Annotated in this window: 20 protein-coding genes; 8 read left to right on the forward strand and 12 right to left on the reverse strand. The window is 36.0% G+C overall.

Annotated elements, in window-relative coordinates; genetic code table 11:
* Positions 1 to 449 precede the first annotated feature (449 nt).
* From ltrA to ILA26_RS09085, 6 genes are all read left to right on the forward strand, one after another.
* Complete coding sequence (ltrA, locus tag ILA26_RS09060) at positions 450 to 1,973, forward strand: group II intron reverse transcriptase/maturase (protein WP_292896571.1); 1,524 nt, start codon at positions 450 to 452, stop codon at positions 1,971 to 1,973.
* 162 nt (positions 1,974 to 2,135) lie between these two features.
* Positions 2,136 to 2,351 (forward strand): hypothetical protein, encoded by a 216-nt coding sequence (locus ILA26_RS09065; protein WP_292896529.1) that lies wholly within the window; start codon positions 2,136 to 2,138, stop codon positions 2,349 to 2,351.
* 174 nt (positions 2,352 to 2,525) lie between these two features.
* Positions 2,526 to 2,702, forward strand: a complete 177-nt coding sequence (locus tag ILA26_RS09070; RefSeq protein ID WP_292886609.1) for a hypothetical protein — start codon at positions 2,526 to 2,528, stop codon at positions 2,700 to 2,702.
* 140 nt (positions 2,703 to 2,842) lie between these two features.
* Positions 2,843 to 3,091 carry a hypothetical protein gene (locus tag ILA26_RS09075; protein WP_292896531.1) on the forward strand — a complete coding sequence of 83 codons (249 nt, stop codon included), beginning with the start codon at positions 2,843 to 2,845 and terminating at the stop codon, positions 3,089 to 3,091.
* A gap of 10 nt (positions 3,092 to 3,101) precedes the next feature.
* Entirely contained in the window at positions 3,102 to 3,911 is an 810-nt protein-coding gene (locus ILA26_RS09080; protein WP_292896533.1) for a hypothetical protein, read from the forward strand.
* The gene (locus ILA26_RS09085) at positions 3,904 to 5,313 is read left to right on the forward strand and encodes a phage terminase large subunit (protein WP_292896535.1); all 1,410 of its coding nucleotides are present in this window, start codon (positions 3,904 to 3,906) and stop codon (positions 5,311 to 5,313) included. Before ILA26_RS09080 ends, ILA26_RS09085 begins: the two co-directional genes overlap by 8 nt.
* 11 nt (positions 5,314 to 5,324) lie before the next feature.
* Here ILA26_RS09085 and ILA26_RS09090 read toward each other — a convergent pair whose 3' ends face one another.
* From ILA26_RS09090 to ILA26_RS09125, 8 genes are all read right to left on the reverse strand, one after another.
* On the reverse strand, positions 5,325 to 5,786 hold the full coding sequence (locus ILA26_RS09090) for a hypothetical protein (protein WP_292896537.1): 462 nt from the start codon (positions 5,784 to 5,786) through the stop codon (positions 5,325 to 5,327).
* 110 nt (positions 5,787 to 5,896) lie between these two features.
* A complete protein-coding gene (locus ILA26_RS09095; RefSeq protein ID WP_292879038.1) occupies positions 5,897 to 7,873 on the reverse strand; it encodes a minichromosome maintenance protein MCM in 1,977 nt (658 codons plus the stop codon).
* A 12-nt stretch (positions 7,874 to 7,885) separates the two neighbouring features.
* Positions 7,886 to 8,386 (reverse strand): hypothetical protein, encoded by a 501-nt coding sequence (locus ILA26_RS09100; protein ID WP_292879037.1) that lies wholly within the window; start codon positions 8,384 to 8,386, stop codon positions 7,886 to 7,888.
* Between the two features lie 23 nt (positions 8,387 to 8,409).
* Entirely contained in the window at positions 8,410 to 8,970 is a 561-nt protein-coding gene (locus ILA26_RS09105; RefSeq protein WP_292896539.1) for a hypothetical protein, read from the reverse strand.
* A gap of 11 nt (positions 8,971 to 8,981) precedes the next feature.
* Positions 8,982 to 9,116, reverse strand: coding sequence for a hypothetical protein (locus ILA26_RS09110; protein WP_292896541.1), 135 nt, complete (start codon positions 9,114 to 9,116; stop codon positions 8,982 to 8,984).
* Positions 9,109 to 9,432, reverse strand: coding sequence for a hypothetical protein (locus tag ILA26_RS09115; protein WP_292896543.1), 324 nt, complete (start codon positions 9,430 to 9,432; stop codon positions 9,109 to 9,111). The genes ILA26_RS09110 and ILA26_RS09115 overlap by 8 nt, the downstream gene beginning before the upstream one ends.
* Before the next feature lie 163 nt (positions 9,433 to 9,595).
* On the reverse strand, positions 9,596 to 9,790 hold the full coding sequence (locus ILA26_RS09120) for a hypothetical protein (protein WP_292896545.1): 195 nt from the start codon (positions 9,788 to 9,790) through the stop codon (positions 9,596 to 9,598).
* A 739-nt stretch (positions 9,791 to 10,529) separates the two neighbouring features.
* Positions 10,530 to 11,495, reverse strand: a complete 966-nt coding sequence (locus tag ILA26_RS09125; RefSeq protein ID WP_292896547.1) for a hypothetical protein — start codon at positions 11,493 to 11,495, stop codon at positions 10,530 to 10,532.
* A 494-nt stretch (positions 11,496 to 11,989) separates the two neighbouring features.
* On the opposite strand from ILA26_RS09125, the gene ILA26_RS09130 reads away from it, so the two are divergent.
* A complete protein-coding gene (locus ILA26_RS09130) occupies positions 11,990 to 13,003 on the forward strand; it encodes an ArsA family ATPase (RefSeq protein WP_292896549.1) in 1,014 nt (337 codons plus the stop codon).
* A 34-nt stretch (positions 13,004 to 13,037) separates the two neighbouring features.
* Here the strand turns inward: ILA26_RS09130 and ILA26_RS09135 are convergent, their stop codons facing one another.
* From ILA26_RS09135 to ILA26_RS09150, 4 genes are all read right to left on the reverse strand, one after another.
* On the reverse strand, positions 13,038 to 13,379 hold the full coding sequence (locus ILA26_RS09135; protein WP_292896551.1) for a hypothetical protein: 342 nt from the start codon (positions 13,377 to 13,379) through the stop codon (positions 13,038 to 13,040).
* A 38-nt stretch (positions 13,380 to 13,417) separates the two neighbouring features.
* A complete protein-coding gene (locus ILA26_RS09140; RefSeq protein ID WP_292896553.1) occupies positions 13,418 to 16,333 on the reverse strand; it encodes an Ig-like domain-containing protein in 2,916 nt (971 codons plus the stop codon).
* Between the two features lie 126 nt (positions 16,334 to 16,459).
* Positions 16,460 to 17,101: a cobalt-precorrin-7 (C(5))-methyltransferase gene (locus tag ILA26_RS09145; RefSeq protein ID WP_292896573.1), complete on the reverse strand. Its 642-nt coding sequence runs from the start codon at positions 17,099 to 17,101 to the stop codon at positions 16,460 to 16,462.
* A 1-nt stretch (position 17,102) separates the two neighbouring features.
* The gene (locus ILA26_RS09150; protein ID WP_292896555.1) at positions 17,103 to 17,480 is read right to left on the reverse strand and encodes a helix-turn-helix domain-containing protein; all 378 of its coding nucleotides are present in this window, start codon (positions 17,478 to 17,480) and stop codon (positions 17,103 to 17,105) included.
* 142 nt (positions 17,481 to 17,622) lie between these two features.
* On the opposite strand from ILA26_RS09150, the gene ILA26_RS09155 reads away from it, so the two are divergent.
* Positions 17,623 to 18,387 (forward strand): protein-ADP-ribose hydrolase, encoded by a 765-nt coding sequence (locus tag ILA26_RS09155; protein WP_292896557.1) that lies wholly within the window; start codon positions 17,623 to 17,625, stop codon positions 18,385 to 18,387.
* Position 18,388 lies beyond the last annotated feature (1 nt).

Genomic DNA, 18,388 nt, shown 5'->3' on the forward strand with positions numbered 1-18,388 from the left:
ATTAGTATTGGTTAACGACCGTGAACTCCTGAAAAAAGCATCGTCATAGACAGCAATGGGTAGGAAGTTTCGAAGAGCCATTGTATTACTGGATAAAAGGTCATACATGATTTTCTGTGCATGTATATAGGACACAACCCTCATACCAGTCGGTGTAATTGGAGAACCTAACCTAATCGTATCTAACAACTGGTTAACTTGGTAAGCCCAGAACTGCCCACTTGATGTGGTAGGGTGACCGTGAGGAAATCTGATGTTCTTTTCTGGGTAGGGGATGCTAAAGGAAGCAAATGCCCACTTTAATCGAAAGATTATCAGTAAACTGACAAATATAATAACTGTGTGGGATAGGCTGACTTTTAGCAGGTGTATCTTTTGTTTCATTTAAAACGGAAGATGTCTTGAATGTGAAATAAATATAAAGATTTTATGAGAGTGTGATTTTGGCAATGAAAACTGGATATAGCGATATATTGCAGTCTGTGGAATCAGACAAAAGAGTACTTGGGAAAGAGTGGAAGTCCATTAACTGGAAATCTCTTGGGTATGCCATATTTAAGATACAAAAACGGATATTTGAAGCAGAGAAAGCAGGTGACTATAGAAAAGTTAACAGTCTATGTAGACTGTTAGTTAATGATAAAAGGAGTTTATTATATGCTATTTATGTAGTAACCAAAAGAAATAAAGGTAAAAGAACTAGTGGTATTGATGGTAAAATCATAAGAACGGATAGCGAACGTATGGCTCTATTTTATAAACTTTCAAATTACAAAATTAGCCTACATAATCCTAAGCCTGTTCGTAGGATTTATATTCCTAAAAAGAATGGAAAAACAAGGCCTTTAGGCATTCCTAGTATTATTGATAGAATATATCAAGAAATATGTAAGTTAGCATTAGAGCCAATGTGGGAAGCTAAGTTTGGAGCGAATAGTTTTGGTTTTAGACCTCTTCGTGGAACTGGTGATGCTATTGCAAAAATACATGCTCATACAAGAGGTTTAAAGAGATTATATGTCTTTGAAGGAGATTTCAAATCTTGCTTTGATACTTTGAGTCATCAACATATATTGGATAAACTAGGTAATTTTCCTCTTAAAAAGTTGATTAAGAAATGGTTGGAAGCAGGATATCTTGAAAATGATGTATTTTATAGAACCAGAACTGGCACTCCGCAAGGGGGCATTATATCTCCATTATTGGCCAATATTGCGCTTCATGGTATGGAAGAGGCACTTAATATCAAATATCGGAGAAGAATAAAGAACAATCGTCTTTATTATTCAAATGAATCCAAATATGTTGTTATTAGGTACGCCGATGATTTTGTAGTATTGTGTAAGACATTGGAGGATGCAGAAGCATTGTATGGCTTGTTAGATGACTATTTGAATGAAAGAGGTTTAACCTTGGCTTCGGATAAAACAAGGATTACAAATCTATATGATGGTTTTGACTTTTTGGGATATAATATACGATGCTACAAAGGTAAAGATCGTGATAAGGTGCTTATTAAAGCATCTAATGACAGCATCAAATCTTTTATGGACAAGGCCAAAGTTATCATTCGCAATTGCTACCCATGGAATCTTGAAGAGAGTATTACTCGCCTCAACTATTTAATTAATGGGACTGGTAATTACTGGAAGAGAGGTTCAAATAAGAAATTATTCAGTAAAATGGATAATTATATCTTTAGACTCTGGATGAGACAAATCAAAAGATGGTATCCTAATAAATCTACTAAATGGAGAGTTAAGAAACATTTTAAAGTATCTGAACATCCCGGTCATAATGATAGATGGACTTTTACTGACCCTAAAACTGGTAGCCAAGTGGATAAAATGTCATGGATTAGTATCCAATATCATAAATGCATTAAATATCGTGCTTCACCTTATGACGTTGAATATGATGAATACTTCGATAAACGCTTGTTGAAAACACCTTTCGAATATTTATTTGGTTAACTCACATATAATAACTCCAGTTATCTATTGAAATAGTCGCTTACTTTCTTATAAAGTATGCTTGAGCCGAATAGTGGTGAAAGCCACACGTTCGGTTCTTAGGAGAGAAAGAGAGAGTAATCTCTCTGACTTATCCGACTAGCTAAATCATTAGGTTATGAGGTGCAGTTTGTCCATGTCAGATGCAGGGTCTCAGGAACTGGCCACATTAGGTTAAGGTTGAGGCATAAGAAACATACTAGTGGAAACTGGATTAACCGTGATCCTGCTGCAGTAGCCGATACAACTTCAGGCAATGTCAGAACAATCTGGTGTGAAGACGGAAATATAATAGCTTATGATCCATCTTGGATTTTTACAGATTTATATTCAAGTTAACAGTCCATGTTAACTCTTTTTTTTATTTTATCATTAAATAAATCTTTTTTAAAACCAAATAATAATTGTATGAGTTAAATAATTAACTTTATATAAATGTAATAATATAATATTATATTAATTATTATATAGGTTGTAATATATATGGCCAATGTTAATAATACCTCATCCTATATGGATGAAGAAAAAAAGAAAATTATACAAGAGTCCAATTATACCTATAGAGATGCTCTTGAAGTATCAGCTTTTCTTATTGAAACCGGTAAGTTTGAAAGACACTATAAAGAAATGAAAATACATGATTTGAAAAAGGAACTTGCCGAACTGGATGAAAAAGAACAGCAACAATAAAACTTCAAAAAATAAATCTCCAGGATAATGCTCTTAATAAAAAAACTTATTTTGTATCGTGTAAGTAATAATTTTATTATTACTTATATATTTTTTTTATAATAAACTTTTATATATATTACATAATAAATATATGTATTATGATAACCGAAAAAACCAACATCAGCGCAAGAGTGGATATAACACTCAAAAAAATAGTAGAAGAATCAACCTTCAACCATAAAGATGCATACGAGCTTGGAGCAAAACTGATAGCTATTGGTGATGCAGAAGAAACCATGGAGATAATTGACAGTGATCCAGTTCTTCAGAAATTAATAAAACAGAATGAATACAAAATTATCCAAGCTAAAAAGGAACAGCTTGAAAAGGAATTAAGAGATTTATAGGAGGTAACCTATGGATCGTGTAAATTCTGATGTTCATTATTTTTTAGAGGAGCACGAACAGGAAATAATCAACTGCTGCAAAAAGGCAATGAGCAACAAGGAGATTATAGAGCTATTAAAAACAAAATATGAACGTGAAGTTTCACTTACAACATTCAAGCAGTTCAAGGCAGGATTAAAAATAACCAAAGGAGATTTCCTCGAAACACTTCTGGATGAAATACAAGTAATAAAAACTCAAGGAGCAACAGATGAAAGTGTCAGAAGATGGCTGGCAGACGAACACAAATTAGAAGTAAGCAGAGCAACATTTTCAAGATTCAAAAAGAAATACAATTTAACCGATAACGATAAAGACCCAAGAGCAAGAGATAAAGACTCCCTAACAAACAGAGCCATCACACAAAAACAAATAACAGACAATAACGTTCACCAAGACAATATCGATTTGGCTATTGACAATATTCTTCAGCAGCAGGTAACTGATATCAAAACAGGACTTGAGAACCTGGACAAGATTACCAAAAATGCAGTAGCTATTGAAATAGACTTTGACAAGCTTGACCAAGAAGTAAGACACCATGCCAATGAAAAAAGCCTTGCCAGATACCTGCTTGACCTAACAGAATTAAAAATAAGATACCTTGAATTATCCGTCAGAGCATTTGACGCTAAAAACAAACTGTTCAAAGATGAAATGGACAGACTATTCAAAAACAGAGTGTTAGAACTGGAAGATAAGAAAATAGAACTTTCACAAAAGGACATGATGGAAGAAATAGAAATCCTTGCAAAACAGATAGATGATAACAATGTATGATGAAAACGGCAAATTCCATTTGGACGCTAAAGATAAAGCTATTCTTCAGAAATGCGTATATGAAAATCCATATATACCTTTCAATCCTTTTCCAAAACAGGCCGAGATGATACTGGCTACAGAAAAGGAAGTCTTGATTGGCGGTGCAGCTGGAGGAAGTAAATCAACAAGTCTACTCATGAGAGCTTTATTCTATGTTCAGGATGATGCCAATGAATATCATGCATTAATATTGAGGCGTACTTTATCTGACTTGAAGCGTAAAGGAGCTTTAATACATAAAGCAAGTCAGTGGTTAAACAGAAAGGAAATTCAAAATAATTCAGCTATCAAACCAAAATGGGATGGAACAGAACATTCATGGACATTTCCCAATGGAAATTCATTAACCTTCGGATATTTAAGAAACATTAACGACCTTGATACTTATCAAGGTTCAGAATACCAATTCATTGGAATAGATGAACTGACACAGCTTGAAAGATTCAAATATATCTATATGAGGTCAAGGGTAAGGAAAACCAAAGACAATAAGCTTCCAACACAGTTAATGTGCTCCAGCAATCCTGGAAAACGTGGAAACAAATGGGTACGTGAAAGATTCATCGAAAAGATTGATGAGGACATTCAGGACAAATCACAAATCAGATTCATAAGCTCAAGCTATTTAGATAACATTTATTTAGATAGAAAAGACTATGAAGAATATCTAATGGGTCTTGATAGAGTCACAAGGGAACAGTTAATGAACGGTAACTGGTATGCTTCAGTTAAAGGTCAGCTATTCGATGAATCAGACTTCCACTTAATCTCCTATAATGAATACCTGAAAATACCAATCGTTAAAGTAATCAGGTATTGGGATCTCGCTGCAACAGAAGTGTTGAATGATGATAAACTGAAAAGTAGTGATCCAGATTATACTGCGGGAGTTCTTCTGGCTAAAGATCTAAACGGAAATATTTACATTGTTGATTCATATGAGTTTCAGCTTGAGTCAAGAAACTTGATCAATGAAATTATCAATACTGCTGCTCGTGACAAGTCTGATATCCAATACATTGAACTTGACGGAAGCACTGGTAAAAACTTCGGATTGCTTATCATTGATGAGCTGACAAGAAGAGGCTTTGCTACAGGCACTGGAAACTCAAGGGAGAATAAGGTTGACCGTGCAAGAAGAGTTTCAGCCGACATTCAAAAGAATGGAATTTTTCTGGTTGGAAAGGATTCGACCGGGTTCACCAAAAAATGGGCGATGGAATTTCTTGAAAAAATAACTGCATATCCGAATGAAGCTATTCATGATGACTGTGTAGTGGCATTCACTGGAGGATATGAAAAATTAGTTTCTGATGTTCAAAATAAAAGAGTTAATGTGGATAAGTGGTATTCCACATAAACTACATTAACTTAATGTTCGGCTTCGTTTTCATTGTATTTTTCCAATACGTCCTGCCAGGTGTTAGTGTCAACTTTAACATCAGTAATATGAACCCAGTCCAGAATATCCTCTAACTTCTCTTCATCCATTCCCAATTCTTCAATAGCTTTTTCCATTAAAGTTTCATCAGGAATTAATCTTGGTCTGAAATCATTCCATAAAAATCTCCATGCCTTATTTTTTTTCTCATCTTCTGCTCTTTTCATATTTTCTTTTGCATTGTAGTTCTGATTTATTAAAAACAATTCTACATTTAATTTACCAATCTTATCTGTGATTTCATTGATGTCTCCTACAGGGATTGTTCCTTCTGCATAACCGAAGTAATGTTTCAAACATTCTTCTACAAATCCAGATAGATTAGGTATATCCCTTTTTGCTTTTTCTAAAATATCTTCTTCAATACTAATCTTCAAACTTTTTTTAGTCATATTTTTAAACTCCATAAATAATACTCAATTCTCAAAAAGGTGTCAGGGGTCTTGAAATATTATGACCATATGGGCATTATGACCATATGACCATGATTTCAAAAACATCCCTATAGAGAGTTTTTCACATTTGAATATGCAATGTCAAAGATACCCTCACGATTAATGCCTTTCTCATGACATAATACTCCACATTCCATTTCAAGATGCCTTAATGATTCGGCAGATAATGGCACTCCTTCAATAGCTATATTACTTCTAATCATATTCTCCATTTCAGATATAGCACTTAATTCATTTTCAGAATGAATTCCATGAAGCTCACCAGCAGTTGCTAATGTTAATCCCAATCCACTTAATGCTTCCTTGTAAATATCAATAGCTTCAATAGCATCTGTTATTGTTGCTTCTTGTCTGTATTCACATTTTGCTCTAGCTATTGTCAATCTCTCTAAAGCCTTCAAATCTCTTGGAGTGATTGGTTTGCCATCACTGGTTTCTAAAGCGGTTTTTCTGGTATCAACATAAAACTCACGCAGCAATGTTTTTGCTTCACTGCTTAATACTGGAAAGCAGTTTGCCTTAATCCATGTGATATACTTTTTGAATAAGTCAATATCCAGTATTTCAGATTCATCTACAATGTAATCTTTGTTAAGCAGTGCATCTGCAAGTTTGGAATCCTTTTCCTCATCAACATCATCCGTTAAAACAAAGATCAAATCAAAACGGGACAAGTTGGATTCCGGTATGTCCAGTTGCTCCCGATATAATTTGTATGGATCGAACTTGCTGTATTTTGGATTTGCACCTGCAAGTATTGATGTTCTCGCTGACATGACCTGAACGAGTCCTGCTTTTGCTGAGCTAACGCATGATTGTTCCATAGGTTCGTTCAAACTCTTCTGTGCTGATGGTGAAAGCTTGTCATATTCATCAATACATAATACTCCAGTGTCTGCAAGTACTGTTGCACCTGCTTCCATTGTCCATGTTCCTGTAAGTTCATCTTTAACGGTAGATACTGTCAGTCCTGCCTGTGAAGTGTTTGTTCCAGATATGGTAATGTTTTTTGGTGCACGCTTTTTCATTGACTGTATCAGTTGTGACTTACCGATACCAGGGTCACCTATAAGCAGCACATGTATTGTCCATCGGTCCATCATGCTGGATTTGAAGCTGTCATTTACTGGCCGATTGCCTTCAAATAATTGAAGTATCAAACCTTTCTTCACATATTCATAACCGTAAACTTCAGGAGCTAAGCTATTGCATAATAATTCAAAAATATCGTCCTCTTTAGATAGATTAATTATTTCATTAATATCCTCTTCGGATATTCTTGAATCCTCAAAGACATCATCCACTTGAGTAATGTTGTGAACATGTATGATGAATTCATATCCGTCACTTCTTCCCTTTACTCTTCGTGGTTCTATCTTGAATGTTCCGCAAACATTGACAACATCACCAACTTTCAGATTGGTAAACGGTGAGGCAAGATAATCCAATACAATGGCCTTGAATTCCCTTGAACTTCCACCACTCCTTAATTCCAAAGGTTCCTCAAGTTTCAACAGCTTATAGTTTCTGTAGATGCTGGTGTCCTTGTCAAGAAACATTGATTTGCTTGTTCCCGCACAATCGGGATTCCTGCAGTATGCAGGTATAGTTTCGCCCTGGTTGGGGTCAGCAATATTTACAATGTTCTGCGCTCCGCATTCCCTGCAGACATAACTGGCCTGTTTCAAGTCAACTCTAACGTCTGTCATATTTTTAATCATTGCTTTTGTGCTTATCCATTTGTTATTGCATGTGGCATCCAGATCATGGAGGTTGTCCCTTTCAGGTACATTCATGAATTTTAAGGCAACATTGCCAGTATTGAAAATCTCCTCCATCTGATCAATGTATTCATAAATCTGATGTTTCCAGAAATCCTTTCCGGATTGTTCAATTAGAAACTGATTGAGGTCTTCATAATCAATACTGACTTTACACTGTCTGTTTTGAGATTTGAGTTTATCGATCTCTTCTTTAAGATTATCTTTAATGAATTTCTTTAACAGTGCTTTACCACTTGCCATTGGCCTACTCCATTATCTTACTTGAACATCACGTACAATGAAGCTGTAATAGGTATAGCTTCCTGTTTTCTCTTTAACCTGGATTGTCATTTCTCCCAAATTGTTAACGAATTCACGATATTCTTTTAAGTTAACGTTTCTGATAATGTTGGATTTACCAACACTTCCGGCATTTTCGAGTTCAAGAATTGAAGTGATGAAATCAAAAAGCACACTTCCTTTTCTGATGTTTTTGTGGAGGTCTCCATCGTTTTTGAGGTTGACATTGATTTCAATGTATAGCTGGTCTTCATCCTGGAAGATGTATAACTTGAATCTGTTAACGGTTTTTTCTTCACCATCATCATCGAAGGTGTAGGAAGTTACTGAAGACATTTCTGGTCTGCCTCTTAGGAGTTTGCCATCTTCAAAGTCTTTTAGCTCTGCTTTTTCATATCCTTCTGGAATATCTACAATTTCTTCATAATCAAGTTCGGTACCTGTGAATATTGTTTGTTTGGAATTAAAACTCATTTAAATATCTCCTAAAAAATTATTTAAGAGGAATTATCCTCTTTTAAAAATTTTGATTGGTTAATCATTTTTTCAGCTGACATTTCTTCTGCTGATGTTTCACCAGCTCCGATAAGTTCAGCTATTGCACGGTTGGTTGCACGTGTCTTTGCAGTAGACATTATGGTATGGTCTGAGACTTTGTCTTTTCCTTTTTCAGACCTTGAACATAATGCATCTGATTCAACACTACGGCCATTAGGGAGAGTTGCTCTAACGCAATAGTAAGCTTCTTTGACTCTTCCCATTTTGGTTCTTTCAATGTCACGATCAACAATGTGGGTGTCAACATTGAATGCACGGGAGAGTTTCTGCCATGCTGATTTTTTCTTAAAGTGTCTTTTCACTTTAACGTAGTTTCCATCTTCATCTTTTTCCTTAACGATTATTTCCTGATAATCACTTTCGTTAAGTAATCCTTTACAGAGTTTTTGATAAGCGTCCCACTGTTCAATAGCTATATCAACATTAGGAACGTTGTCAACGTTTATTAATCCAGTTTCTTTAGATTCTTCTGGATTTTCTATAAGTTCAGCTTTAACCATTTTAATCACCTTTATATTCCTACAGTCGCTGTTGCAATTCCAATCCATCCTATTACTATGGCGAATATGAAACTTCCAATCCAAATCAATCTTGGTTTAACATCCAGTGGTTCTTCTTTAGGATATAATCTTGCTGGTTTAGACATGTTTACCAGCTCCTTTACTTTTCCTAAATCCAACAATGAATGCTTCACCTTTACGGAACTTTATAAATCCGATATCTCCTTTGGAAGCGTAATGCATTAATGACAATAATCTGGCATGAATTTGTGTGACATATGCCTTTTCTCTACCCATAACCAGTACGGTTCCATTGTCATCAATGTGGAGGATAACTTGTTCCACATCACCTTTGGCAACTTTGATCTCACCGTTGTGAGTTAGTATGCCGTGATAGTTGTCTTCGAATTGGTTAACATCAGAATCTGTGTTAACTTTAGGATATGGTGGATAGGTATTCATTCTATTCACCTTTTTTTTCAATTTTATCAAATACTTCCCATATTTTCTCCCAGGCATCTTTTGGAACTAAAACATAGGGTTTTCCATTAATTGTTTGTTCTATCATGTTTTGGTCAACTCTTAAATGATATTTTAAATTTAATTCGTCAGTCTTCAGGATTAATTATAATACTTCATTATTTTTTAATCCCGTCTCCAGTTCCTCGATTTCATACAAATCAAAGAATTCTTGTCTGCTGCTGATATTTCCTTTTTCACATAGTTCAACAACGGTTTCATTAAGTTCTTCGAAACTCATTGATGGATATATGATTTCTTTTAGCAGCGGTTTGTTTATCCATTTTCTTAGTTCGTACATGTTTTGGTCAACTCTTTTAACTTCTCGTTGCTCTTTTTTTGAACAAGTCATTGAAGATTATTCATAATTTGGTTTTGCACATAATCTGTGAATATGAAATAAATATCATAAGATAAATCCTTAAAAATAATTTTTCAACATTCACGATCAATGTTTCAGTTATCGTGGTTAAAAGTAATGTGTGAATTAATAAAAAAAGAATAAAAAATTAAATCCTGTTAAACAAACCCGGATAATTTAAGTAAAATAAATATAGTCTCATTTGTGTGGAAATGTTTATATATTTATTGGAATAAATTGATTAATTGGGTTAAGTTTTGAAAGTATTAATTTTTAAACATGTTTTGGTCGACTCGTTTAACTTTTTTTATTTTTCATTACTAACCCCATAACTAATGGTTGGTTATACTAATTTTGATTCTACTTTTTTCAGATTTTTCAATCACTCTCCGTATGATGATATTTTTTTTAAAATTTCTTCGGTTGGATCTCACTGAAAACAATTTTTCATAATGAAGTCAATTTTACATGATGAGGTCAATTTTTTACAGTGAGGGCAATTAGTACTTTTGTTTTTTGAATATATAAACCTTTTCCTTTCTATTTATTGAATAATATTCATTTTAAAAGAAGTTAGTATGTTAAATTGTACACCCTAAAAAAATAAACACCGATATTTTTCAAATCGGTGTTTAACAAAAAAAATAAAATTTAGTAGATTGTATAAAATAGTAGTCAATCATATTCGATTGCTTTTAAGAAGTGCTTTAATATTGTCAATGTCGCCTTTTAAATCATCTATTTCATCTTTTAATACTTTGTTCTCATTTTCAAGTTCAGCAAACTCTGGAGAATATCTATCATACTCTTTAACCTCTGACAATATTAATACTCCGTCCATAGCGTTGATATATTTCTCTAAAAGGACTTCCTCGTCTGCAAAGAAGTAAACATCATTAACAGAACCATTACTTTTTCCTTGCATAACATTAATGGAATATATGTCCATTCCTGCTTTCTCAAGACTACTTGCATGGAATTTACGTAGTATGTGTCCTCTTAAACGGTTGTATCCTTTAACACCATCATCTGGATTATCTCCAATTGTTCCTAATCCTAATGCATCATTCAGTTGCTGGAATTTAACGCTGAAGTATTGTTCTGAAACTTTAAATAATTGATCGGTTGGTTTTAATGTTTTATTTTTATTCTTAGGATTATATCTAAGTTTTTCATTACGGTATTCAAGGTAATGAATCATAAATCTGGTTGCTTCATCGCTGTTGAATGTTATGAAGAATTTGTTTGTTTTTTTCCTTCTGCTATGCCAGACAGGTATTATTTCTCCTTCAAATTCTTTCATTTTTTCAATTGCGGTTTTCCAATCTTTGCTATTGTGATATCTGCTAGTTGCATCTATGAAATCTTGTATGGTTAGACTTAGAGCATCGATTTTACTCATGCCACTACTAGCTAAAAATAATATCAATGCTTGCATCAGTGGGTCTGCAATCTCTACAGCTTCACATAATATTTCCTTTGTTGGAAGATCACTTGTTTGAATTGGACTTCTGACTTTTGCATTTTTATCGTTGAATCTTGGCAATTTATGAATTTCAATTTCATGGTGGTGGTAGAAGATTTTAACCAGTTTTAAATAGTGTTTTGCTGAATTGATGGTCATGTTGTCTTTGCAGTAGTTCATGTAGCTGATGAGTCTTGTTTTTATGGTCCTGTTTTTCCATCTTATTTTTTCTTCTTCTTCGTTTTCTGCTTCTTCTATTAGTTCTAACAAGGATTTTCCTTGGAAGTTTGTGTAATGTCTTAAAACATTTTTAAAACCTAGATAAGAGGCATTGGATAATCCTCTACTCTCTGCCATATTCTTAATTATTATTTCGTCTGATTCTCTCATTTTGGTCAACTCGTTATAAGTTAGTTATAACATATTTTTATATTTTAGTTATACTATAAATTGTCCTAGAGAGCATTTGGTAAGTATTGGAATTTTCATACCGAAAAGTATATAGTTACTATATGAAAATAAATATAGTTACCAAAGGTAAGTTTAAAGATAATTCCTATATTTACCAAATTGTTGTGGAAATTGAGGTAGAAAAAATTCCCTCAAAATGGGCTATAAGTATAGGAAAATACTTGAGCCTACTAAAAGTAAGTTTATTTAAGGAGGTCATTTATTTGGCATTTAGAGATTATTTCAAATTTAACAAGGACAAGACAACATTCATTTTTGTAGGTGGAAAAGGAGGAGTTGGAAAAACCTCAGTTTCATCTGCAACAGCATTGTGGTTAGCTGAACAAGGCAAAAAAACATTAATCGTATCAACTGACCCTGCACATTCTCTATCAGATTCATTAGAAGTTCCAATCGGAAGCTATCCTCGTGAAATCAAGACAAACCTGTTTGCGGTTGAAATAGATCCTGATGTTGCAATGGAGCAAAAACAGGCTCAACTTGAAGCTCAAAAGGCAGCAAACCCTGATGATGCGGGAGGCTTGTTGGGCATGGACTTTTTATCCGACCAATTGGACATGGCATCCTCTTCACCTGGTGCAGACGAGGCTGCAGCATTTGAACTCTTTATGGGTGTAATGAACTCCGAAGAGTATGATGTTGTGGTGTTTGATACAGCTCCTACAGGACACACATTAAGGTTATTGTCCTTCCCTGAAGTAATGGACTCATGGGTGGGCAAAATGATGATGCTTAAGGCAAAATTAGGAACCGCAACAAATGCGCTTAAAAAAATCATGCCTTTCATGGATGCAGTTGATGATCCTCAAACCTCTGAAGACTTGAAAAGAACCAAAGAGCAAATCGACAAGGCAAAAGAAGTGTTATCAGATCCTGACAGGACAACCTTCAAGATGGTTGTCATTCCTGAAGAAATGTCAATCTATGAATCCGAAAGGGCTTTGGAAGCATTGGGCAAATATGACATCACCGTTGACAGCGTAATCGTAAACCAGGTTATGCCTGACATCTGTGACTGTGATTTCTGCCACTCAAGACACAAGTTGCAGCAAAAACGTTTGGCCTTAATCGACCAAAAGTTCCCAGACCAACACATCGCTGAAGTGCCTTTGTTCAAGGATGAGGTAAAAGGTCAGGAAAAATTGTTGAACTTGGCTCACATCCTATATGACGGCGAAGACAACGATGAAGTTGTTCAGGAAGCTATTCAGTTATAAAAAATAAAATAAGTTAAAATACAATATTTTAACTTCAATCTTCTTCTTTTTTGAAAAACCATCCTACAAACAGTGTTATGAACATCAGTACTATGCATATCTGATACAGGTTGAATAACGCATGCCTGAATACGGCGCCTAACACTATTGTCACAATCAAGATTATAAACAATACTTTGGTAATGAGTTGTGCGGTGTTGCTTACTTTTTCATTCACGAACTTCTGCTGGTATTTCAATACCAATGTGGCAATCAATAGGATTATTACAAGTCCTATGAACATGATGTGCATTTCCATAGGGATATTAAACATAAATGAGCCGATTATATATGCTACAATTGCTATAATTATAAGGATTATTTCTGTTCTGTTCATGTTACTCTCCTGAAAGGGTTAAGGAGTTAAATGGCTCCTTAACTGCCTTTCCAACTTTTATCCCAATACTTTGATGGCATGCTGAACGGGGTCCAGTATTCGTCACTGAAGTATTGGTATGTTTCCTGTTTGGTTAACTGTTTTGTTTTGCCATTACTAATATACTTTACATTTTCTCTATTCAAACTTAAATCATCATTGATTTTCACCTCTATGTAATCATATCCTCCATTCTTGTTTGGGATGTTGTAGACCTTTTTTCCCTGGAGGTATCCCGGTCTTGTGAACGTGAAGGTGTCCATTACTCTGTGCCAGTCATTCTCTTTAACGATTCCGTTTCTGTAGGTCACTCCGGCGGTCTGGACCATTGCCATGGTATTGAAGAGGCCCATTGCAACGGAAGAAGCACCGTTCAATACCTTTCCAAGGACGCTTTTTGCTCCATAGTATAAAAGCATGCTTAAAGGACGGTTTTTGTTTATCAAATTGTTTATTCCAGAAATTCCAAGACTAAGACCATTTTTAACGCCATTGACAAAATCACTGGCTAGTTGGCATACGCTGCAGCAATCATCCTTGGTATGGATGGCAGATCCCTTGTATACGTCCTTGCCATTGGACATGATTACATTGCTGAGTCCGCTTGTTGTATTGAGAACAATTGATGAGTTGTTTCCATCAAACACATAAAGAAGTTCTCCCAATTGTGTGATACTGTAATTTCCTGTGGCTATTGAGTTCAATAAATTGCTCAATGAGCTGTTGGTCTCATCACTGTATCTGTCTGATGCTGCCTTAAGCACATATTCCTCAATATTTGGCAAGTTGAGGGAATTGATCATCTTAAACATTTTTACATTTTCCGCACTTCCGGAAACCTTCATTCCCATGTCTGAATTCAGGATATGCAGGTAGGTGTCCTCCAGGTTTATTCCGCCAAGTATTGTTGCTGTGCTTGCTCTCTTCCAGCTTACGGAAAAATCCTTTGCGTGCTGATTTGCATTTTCATCAGCAATCCATGCGGTTTCAAGTGATGCCATAAACATTCCGTAAAGGTTCATTATTCCAAGTCTGCTCAGGTATGCTGAACCTTTAGCGTTCCAGCTTTCCAAGATGCTTTTTGTAACCTTTTCGTTAAGTATGGCATAGCCTTGAAGCACCTCAAATCCGAATGTGTTTCTGTATTTCTCGCCAAGGCCGTAGCTTATTGTCTCTGATTTATCAAGCTCTTCAGCTCCATTGACAATGAATCTGGTCTTGATGTCCTCGCTTTTGAGGTATCCGACGATTGCCTTTCCGAAGTAGTTGAATGTCACAGGCTCTCCGGTTGCGGAAAACCTGATGGTGTTTGCATTGTTGTTTGTCATCTCGTCATAGCTTTTGTAGTTGAAGTCATACAGGCTCTTGCCGTAATACTTTGCCAGATTGTATTTCAATCCAAGCTCATCGTAGCTGTAGGTGTAGAAGTTTACCATGGCCTTGATCTTATTGTTTTGGACATAGGTTATTGTTTCGCTGTTCTGCATTCCCTTGTCCATGTACATTCCAAAGAATTCGGTGTTTTCTGCTGTGGAGCTTCTGTACTCGATTTCAGTGTAGTTGACTCCGCTTGAAATCAGGATTCCGTCCCCTTTCAGATTGGCCCTGTTGTAGTCGCTCTTGATGCCGCTCCCGTCAAAGGGAACCAAATGGGTTTTATATCCAATCACTGTTGAGTCAACTCCGGGAATTGTCTCTTGGGTGAACACATATGCCTTTGTTTCACTGATTTGAATGGTGTAAACCTCGTTTTTAGACATCCTTATTATGCCGTCCAGTCCTGTTTTCAGGCTGTATGCGGAATTGTGAAAGACATAGGGTGTTGTCACATTAACGTAGTTAGGAATTGAAGTAACGTGGCTAAAGGGGGAATGTCTTATCACCTTGTTTACAGTTATTTGATTTGTGTTTTTCAGTCCGTCGTATTCTGTGGTCACGCTGTATTTTCCAGGCTCAAAATCAATCACGACTGAAGCCAGTCCGTTCGCGTCGGTTTTAAGGTTGTATGTCTTGCCGTTGCTTTTCACGGTGACCTTTTTGTTCGGTGATGCCTTGCCGTAGCTGTTCAATACCTTAACAGTGAATTTGGATCCGGATCCGTCATTCATTGTCAGGTCTTTGGTTTCAAGAAGTGATTTTATTGTAATTGTTTTTGTAATGCTTTCGGTTGTTGTCGGATTTTTTGAAGTTATGCTATATTTGCCGGGTTTCAAGTCAATGGCAAGCTTTCCAACACCTTTTGCATTGGTCTTTACGGAATAAGTCTTGCTGTTTAGATTGAATTTCACTGCAGTCTTTTTAAGCAGCTTTCCCTTCTTGTCATAGAATGTGGAATAGTACGATGCGGTGTTCTTGTAGTATTTTGTAAGGTCGCCGCATTTTATGGTGCTTTTTATTGTCACCTTGCTGTTGATGCTTTTCTTGGCATAAACGCTTGAGCCGTCATAGGTTGTAACGACCTTGTATGTTCCGCTCTTAAGGTTTAAGCTAAGCAAGGCGATTCCATTCGAGTCGGTCTTTTTGGTGTATGTTGCTCCGTTTATTGCAATCTTGACATTTGTGTTCTTCATCACCTTTTTGTTGTTGTCCTTCAAGGTGACCTTAAATTTGCTTCCATCCTTGTAGTGCATCTTGACGTCAGGCGCCTTCAGGGTCACTTTCAGTTGGGCTTTGGTTTGAGTTGCCTTGGTTAATGCCTTTTGGCTGCTGTCGCTTGCAGGAGTCAGCGAACTTCTGACCTCGGCACTTTTTGATAGAACTTCATCCGAGTCGGCGATCATCTGAAGATTGTCTGTTTCTTGCGTTGGTTGATTTTCAATTTCTAATGTTTCATTGCTGCTATCACTGGCACTTGCTGCCGAAATCAAAAAGAAAAACAGTAGAATGAAACATATGGTGTTTATTTTCATGTTCATATTATCTACCTTAACCGCCAATCTTTTTCTATAATTGGCAATTAAAGTATCTAATCTTGAACATATAAACTTTGATTAAAAAATTAAATAGTAAATGACTTTTAAAATGAATTTAAAGGATAAATATTAGGGATTGATAACAATAATGCACATATAGGTAAATTCACTGTTGGCAATCTCCTTTAAAGTGGATGTTACAATTTTCTCGTCAGGGTAACTTAGCCTTTCGCACACTGTTACTTCACGGTCATCCTCAACTCCATTGTCGATTAAAAACTGTGCCATGTCCTTAACCTTACGGGAAGGAAGCGCTATTGTTGTCTTGCCGTTATTTATCACAGGCAATATGTCCTCAATGTTTTCACGCCCGTGAAATGTCATAACGTTTGCATTGTCCCATTGGATATGGCATCTTGCCGCTGCAAGCTGAAGGGAGCTTATTCCCGGAACCACTTCAATGCTTTCCTTTGGAAAATCGTTTTCGCCTGAAAGCCTTAAGACTGTGTTCAACACTCCGGAAAAACCAGGGTCTCCGGTTGACAATATTGAAACTGTGTTTCCGTCAACTGCCAGCTTGACTCCTTCCTCAAGCTTGTCAAGCAGGTCCTTTACATTGAATGCGATTTTGTTTTGAACGTCATCAAACAGCTCAATCGCACGTGTGCTTCCGACGGTATAGTCACTCATCTTGACGGTGTCAACTGCCTTTTTGGTCAAATATTCGCTTGATCCGGGTCCTATTCCAACAATATAAATTTTACCAGTCATTTCAATCATCAATTTCCAGGGTTTTCTTAAAGTTGTCAATGAGGGCCTCTCTGGTCTCATCAGAATAGCTCTTTTCATCGTTTAGGGTAAACATTGCCAACTCATACACGATTCTGTTCATAGATTGCCCGTATTCGGTCAGATAGTATTCTGTAGTAACTGGTGTGGTGTTGTAAACCTTCTTTTCAATAAGTCCATTCTCCTCAAGTTCCTTAAGGCAGCTTGACAATACCTTGTTGCTCAAGTTAGGCTTGTCTTCCTTGAATTCCTTGAAATGCTTCTTTCCAAAGAACATGTCCCTAATGATTTGAATGCTCCATTTTTTATTGAAGAGATTTAATGTTCTGTCGACCGGACAAACTATCTTTTCAGTATTCATAATTAAAAGTTGATTAAATTATTATATAATGGTTACTTTTTTGTCACATGGTTTCCTTAAGGTTACAAAAATCATTTAAATAACTAAAATTAGATTATAATTAACAAATGAAGGAGGGATTGAGATTAAAACAGAAGAACAATTGGATTTCCTATTAAACTATTTGATTGACGAGAGAAATGAGGATATTGAAATTCCCAAAGATTTCCAATCAAAAAGGGGATTGCTTCGCTCATTGATGAATGTAAGGCCTCCAGTCAAGATATCTGAAGAGTTTCTGAATGTTCAGGATGAATTCTTGACTGCCGAGACATTGGCAAAGTCTTTAACATCAATTGATGAAATTCATGATGTTAGGGGCAGATTGATGCTTTGGCAAGGTGACATAGCGACCCTGAAAGTTGATGCCATAGTCAATGCGGCCAACTCCAAATTGCTCGGATGCTTTATCCCTCAGCACAACTGCATCGACAATGTCATCCACTCCGCTGCGGGAGTGCAGCTGAGGGATGAGTGCAACACCATAATGAAGATACAGGCGAAGGATGAGGAGGTCGGAAAGGCCAAGATAACAGGGGCCTACAACCTGCCTTCAAGATATGTCATTCATACTGTGGGTCCTACAATTGCATACGGGTCCCAACCGTCCGAAAGCGAATGTGAGAACTTGGCCAGCTGCTACAGGTCATGTCTGGACATTGCAAGCTACAACAAATTGGAATCACTTGCATTCTGCTGTATTTCAACTGGAGTATTTAATTTTCCACAGGAATTGGCAGCTGAAATCGCAATTAAGACAGTTGACGAATACTTAAAAGCAAATGAAACCACATTAAAGCACGTGATATTTAACGTGTTCACCGATGCAGATTACATGATTTATAAAAGATTATTATTTGAGGATTAAA

It is taken from the genome of Methanobrevibacter sp. (genome assembly GCF_017940815.1).
GTDB lineage: Archaea > Methanobacteriota > Methanobacteria > Methanobacteriales > Methanobacteriaceae > Methanocatella.

Bases quoted from the DNA above. Each gene is read 5' to 3' on its own strand.
- ILA26_RS09070 (WP_292886609.1), top strand. From the start codon at position 2,526: ATGGATGAAGAAAAAAAGAAAATTATACAAGAGTCCAATTATACCTAT.
- ltrA (WP_292896571.1), top strand. From the start codon at position 450: ATGAAAACTGGATATAGCGATATATTGCAGTCTGTGGAATCAGACAAA.
- ILA26_RS09145 (WP_292896573.1), bottom strand. From the start codon at position 17,101: ATGACTGGTAAAATTTATATTGTTGGAATAGGACCCGGATCAAGCGAA.
- ILA26_RS09105 (WP_292896539.1), bottom strand. From the start codon at position 8,970: ATGGTTAAAGCTGAACTTATAGAAAATCCAGAAGAATCTAAAGAAACT.
- ILA26_RS09095 (WP_292879038.1), bottom strand. From the start codon at position 7,873: ATGGCAAGTGGTAAAGCACTGTTAAAGAAATTCATTAAAGATAATCTT.
- ILA26_RS09085 (WP_292896535.1), top strand. From the start codon at position 3,904: ATGTATGATGAAAACGGCAAATTCCATTTGGACGCTAAAGATAAAGCT.
- ILA26_RS09075 (WP_292896531.1), top strand. From the start codon at position 2,843: ATGATAACCGAAAAAACCAACATCAGCGCAAGAGTGGATATAACACTC.
- ILA26_RS09135 (WP_292896551.1), bottom strand. From the start codon at position 13,379: ATGAACAGAACAGAAATAATCCTTATAATTATAGCAATTGTAGCATAT.
- ILA26_RS09100 (WP_292879037.1), bottom strand. From the start codon at position 8,386: ATGAGTTTTAATTCCAAACAAACAATATTCACAGGTACCGAACTTGAT.
- ILA26_RS09125 (WP_292896547.1), bottom strand. From the start codon at position 11,495: ATGAACTACTGCAAAGACAACATGACCATCAATTCAGCAAAACACTAT.
- ILA26_RS09090 (WP_292896537.1), bottom strand. From the start codon at position 5,786: ATGACTAAAAAAAGTTTGAAGATTAGTATTGAAGAAGATATTTTAGAA.
- ILA26_RS09150 (WP_292896555.1), bottom strand. From the start codon at position 17,480: ATGAATACTGAAAAGATAGTTTGTCCGGTCGACAGAACATTAAATCTC.
- ILA26_RS09120 (WP_292896545.1), bottom strand. From the start codon at position 9,790: ATGTACGAACTAAGAAAATGGATAAACAAACCGCTGCTAAAAGAAATC.
- ILA26_RS09110 (WP_292896541.1), bottom strand. From the start codon at position 9,116: ATGTCTAAACCAGCAAGATTATATCCTAAAGAAGAACCACTGGATGTT.
- ILA26_RS09140 (WP_292896553.1), bottom strand. From the start codon at position 16,333: ATGAACATGAAAATAAACACCATATGTTTCATTCTACTGTTTTTCTTT.
- ILA26_RS09115 (WP_292896543.1), bottom strand. From the start codon at position 9,432: ATGAATACCTATCCACCATATCCTAAAGTTAACACAGATTCTGATGTT.
- ILA26_RS09080 (WP_292896533.1), top strand. From the start codon at position 3,102: ATGGATCGTGTAAATTCTGATGTTCATTATTTTTTAGAGGAGCACGAA.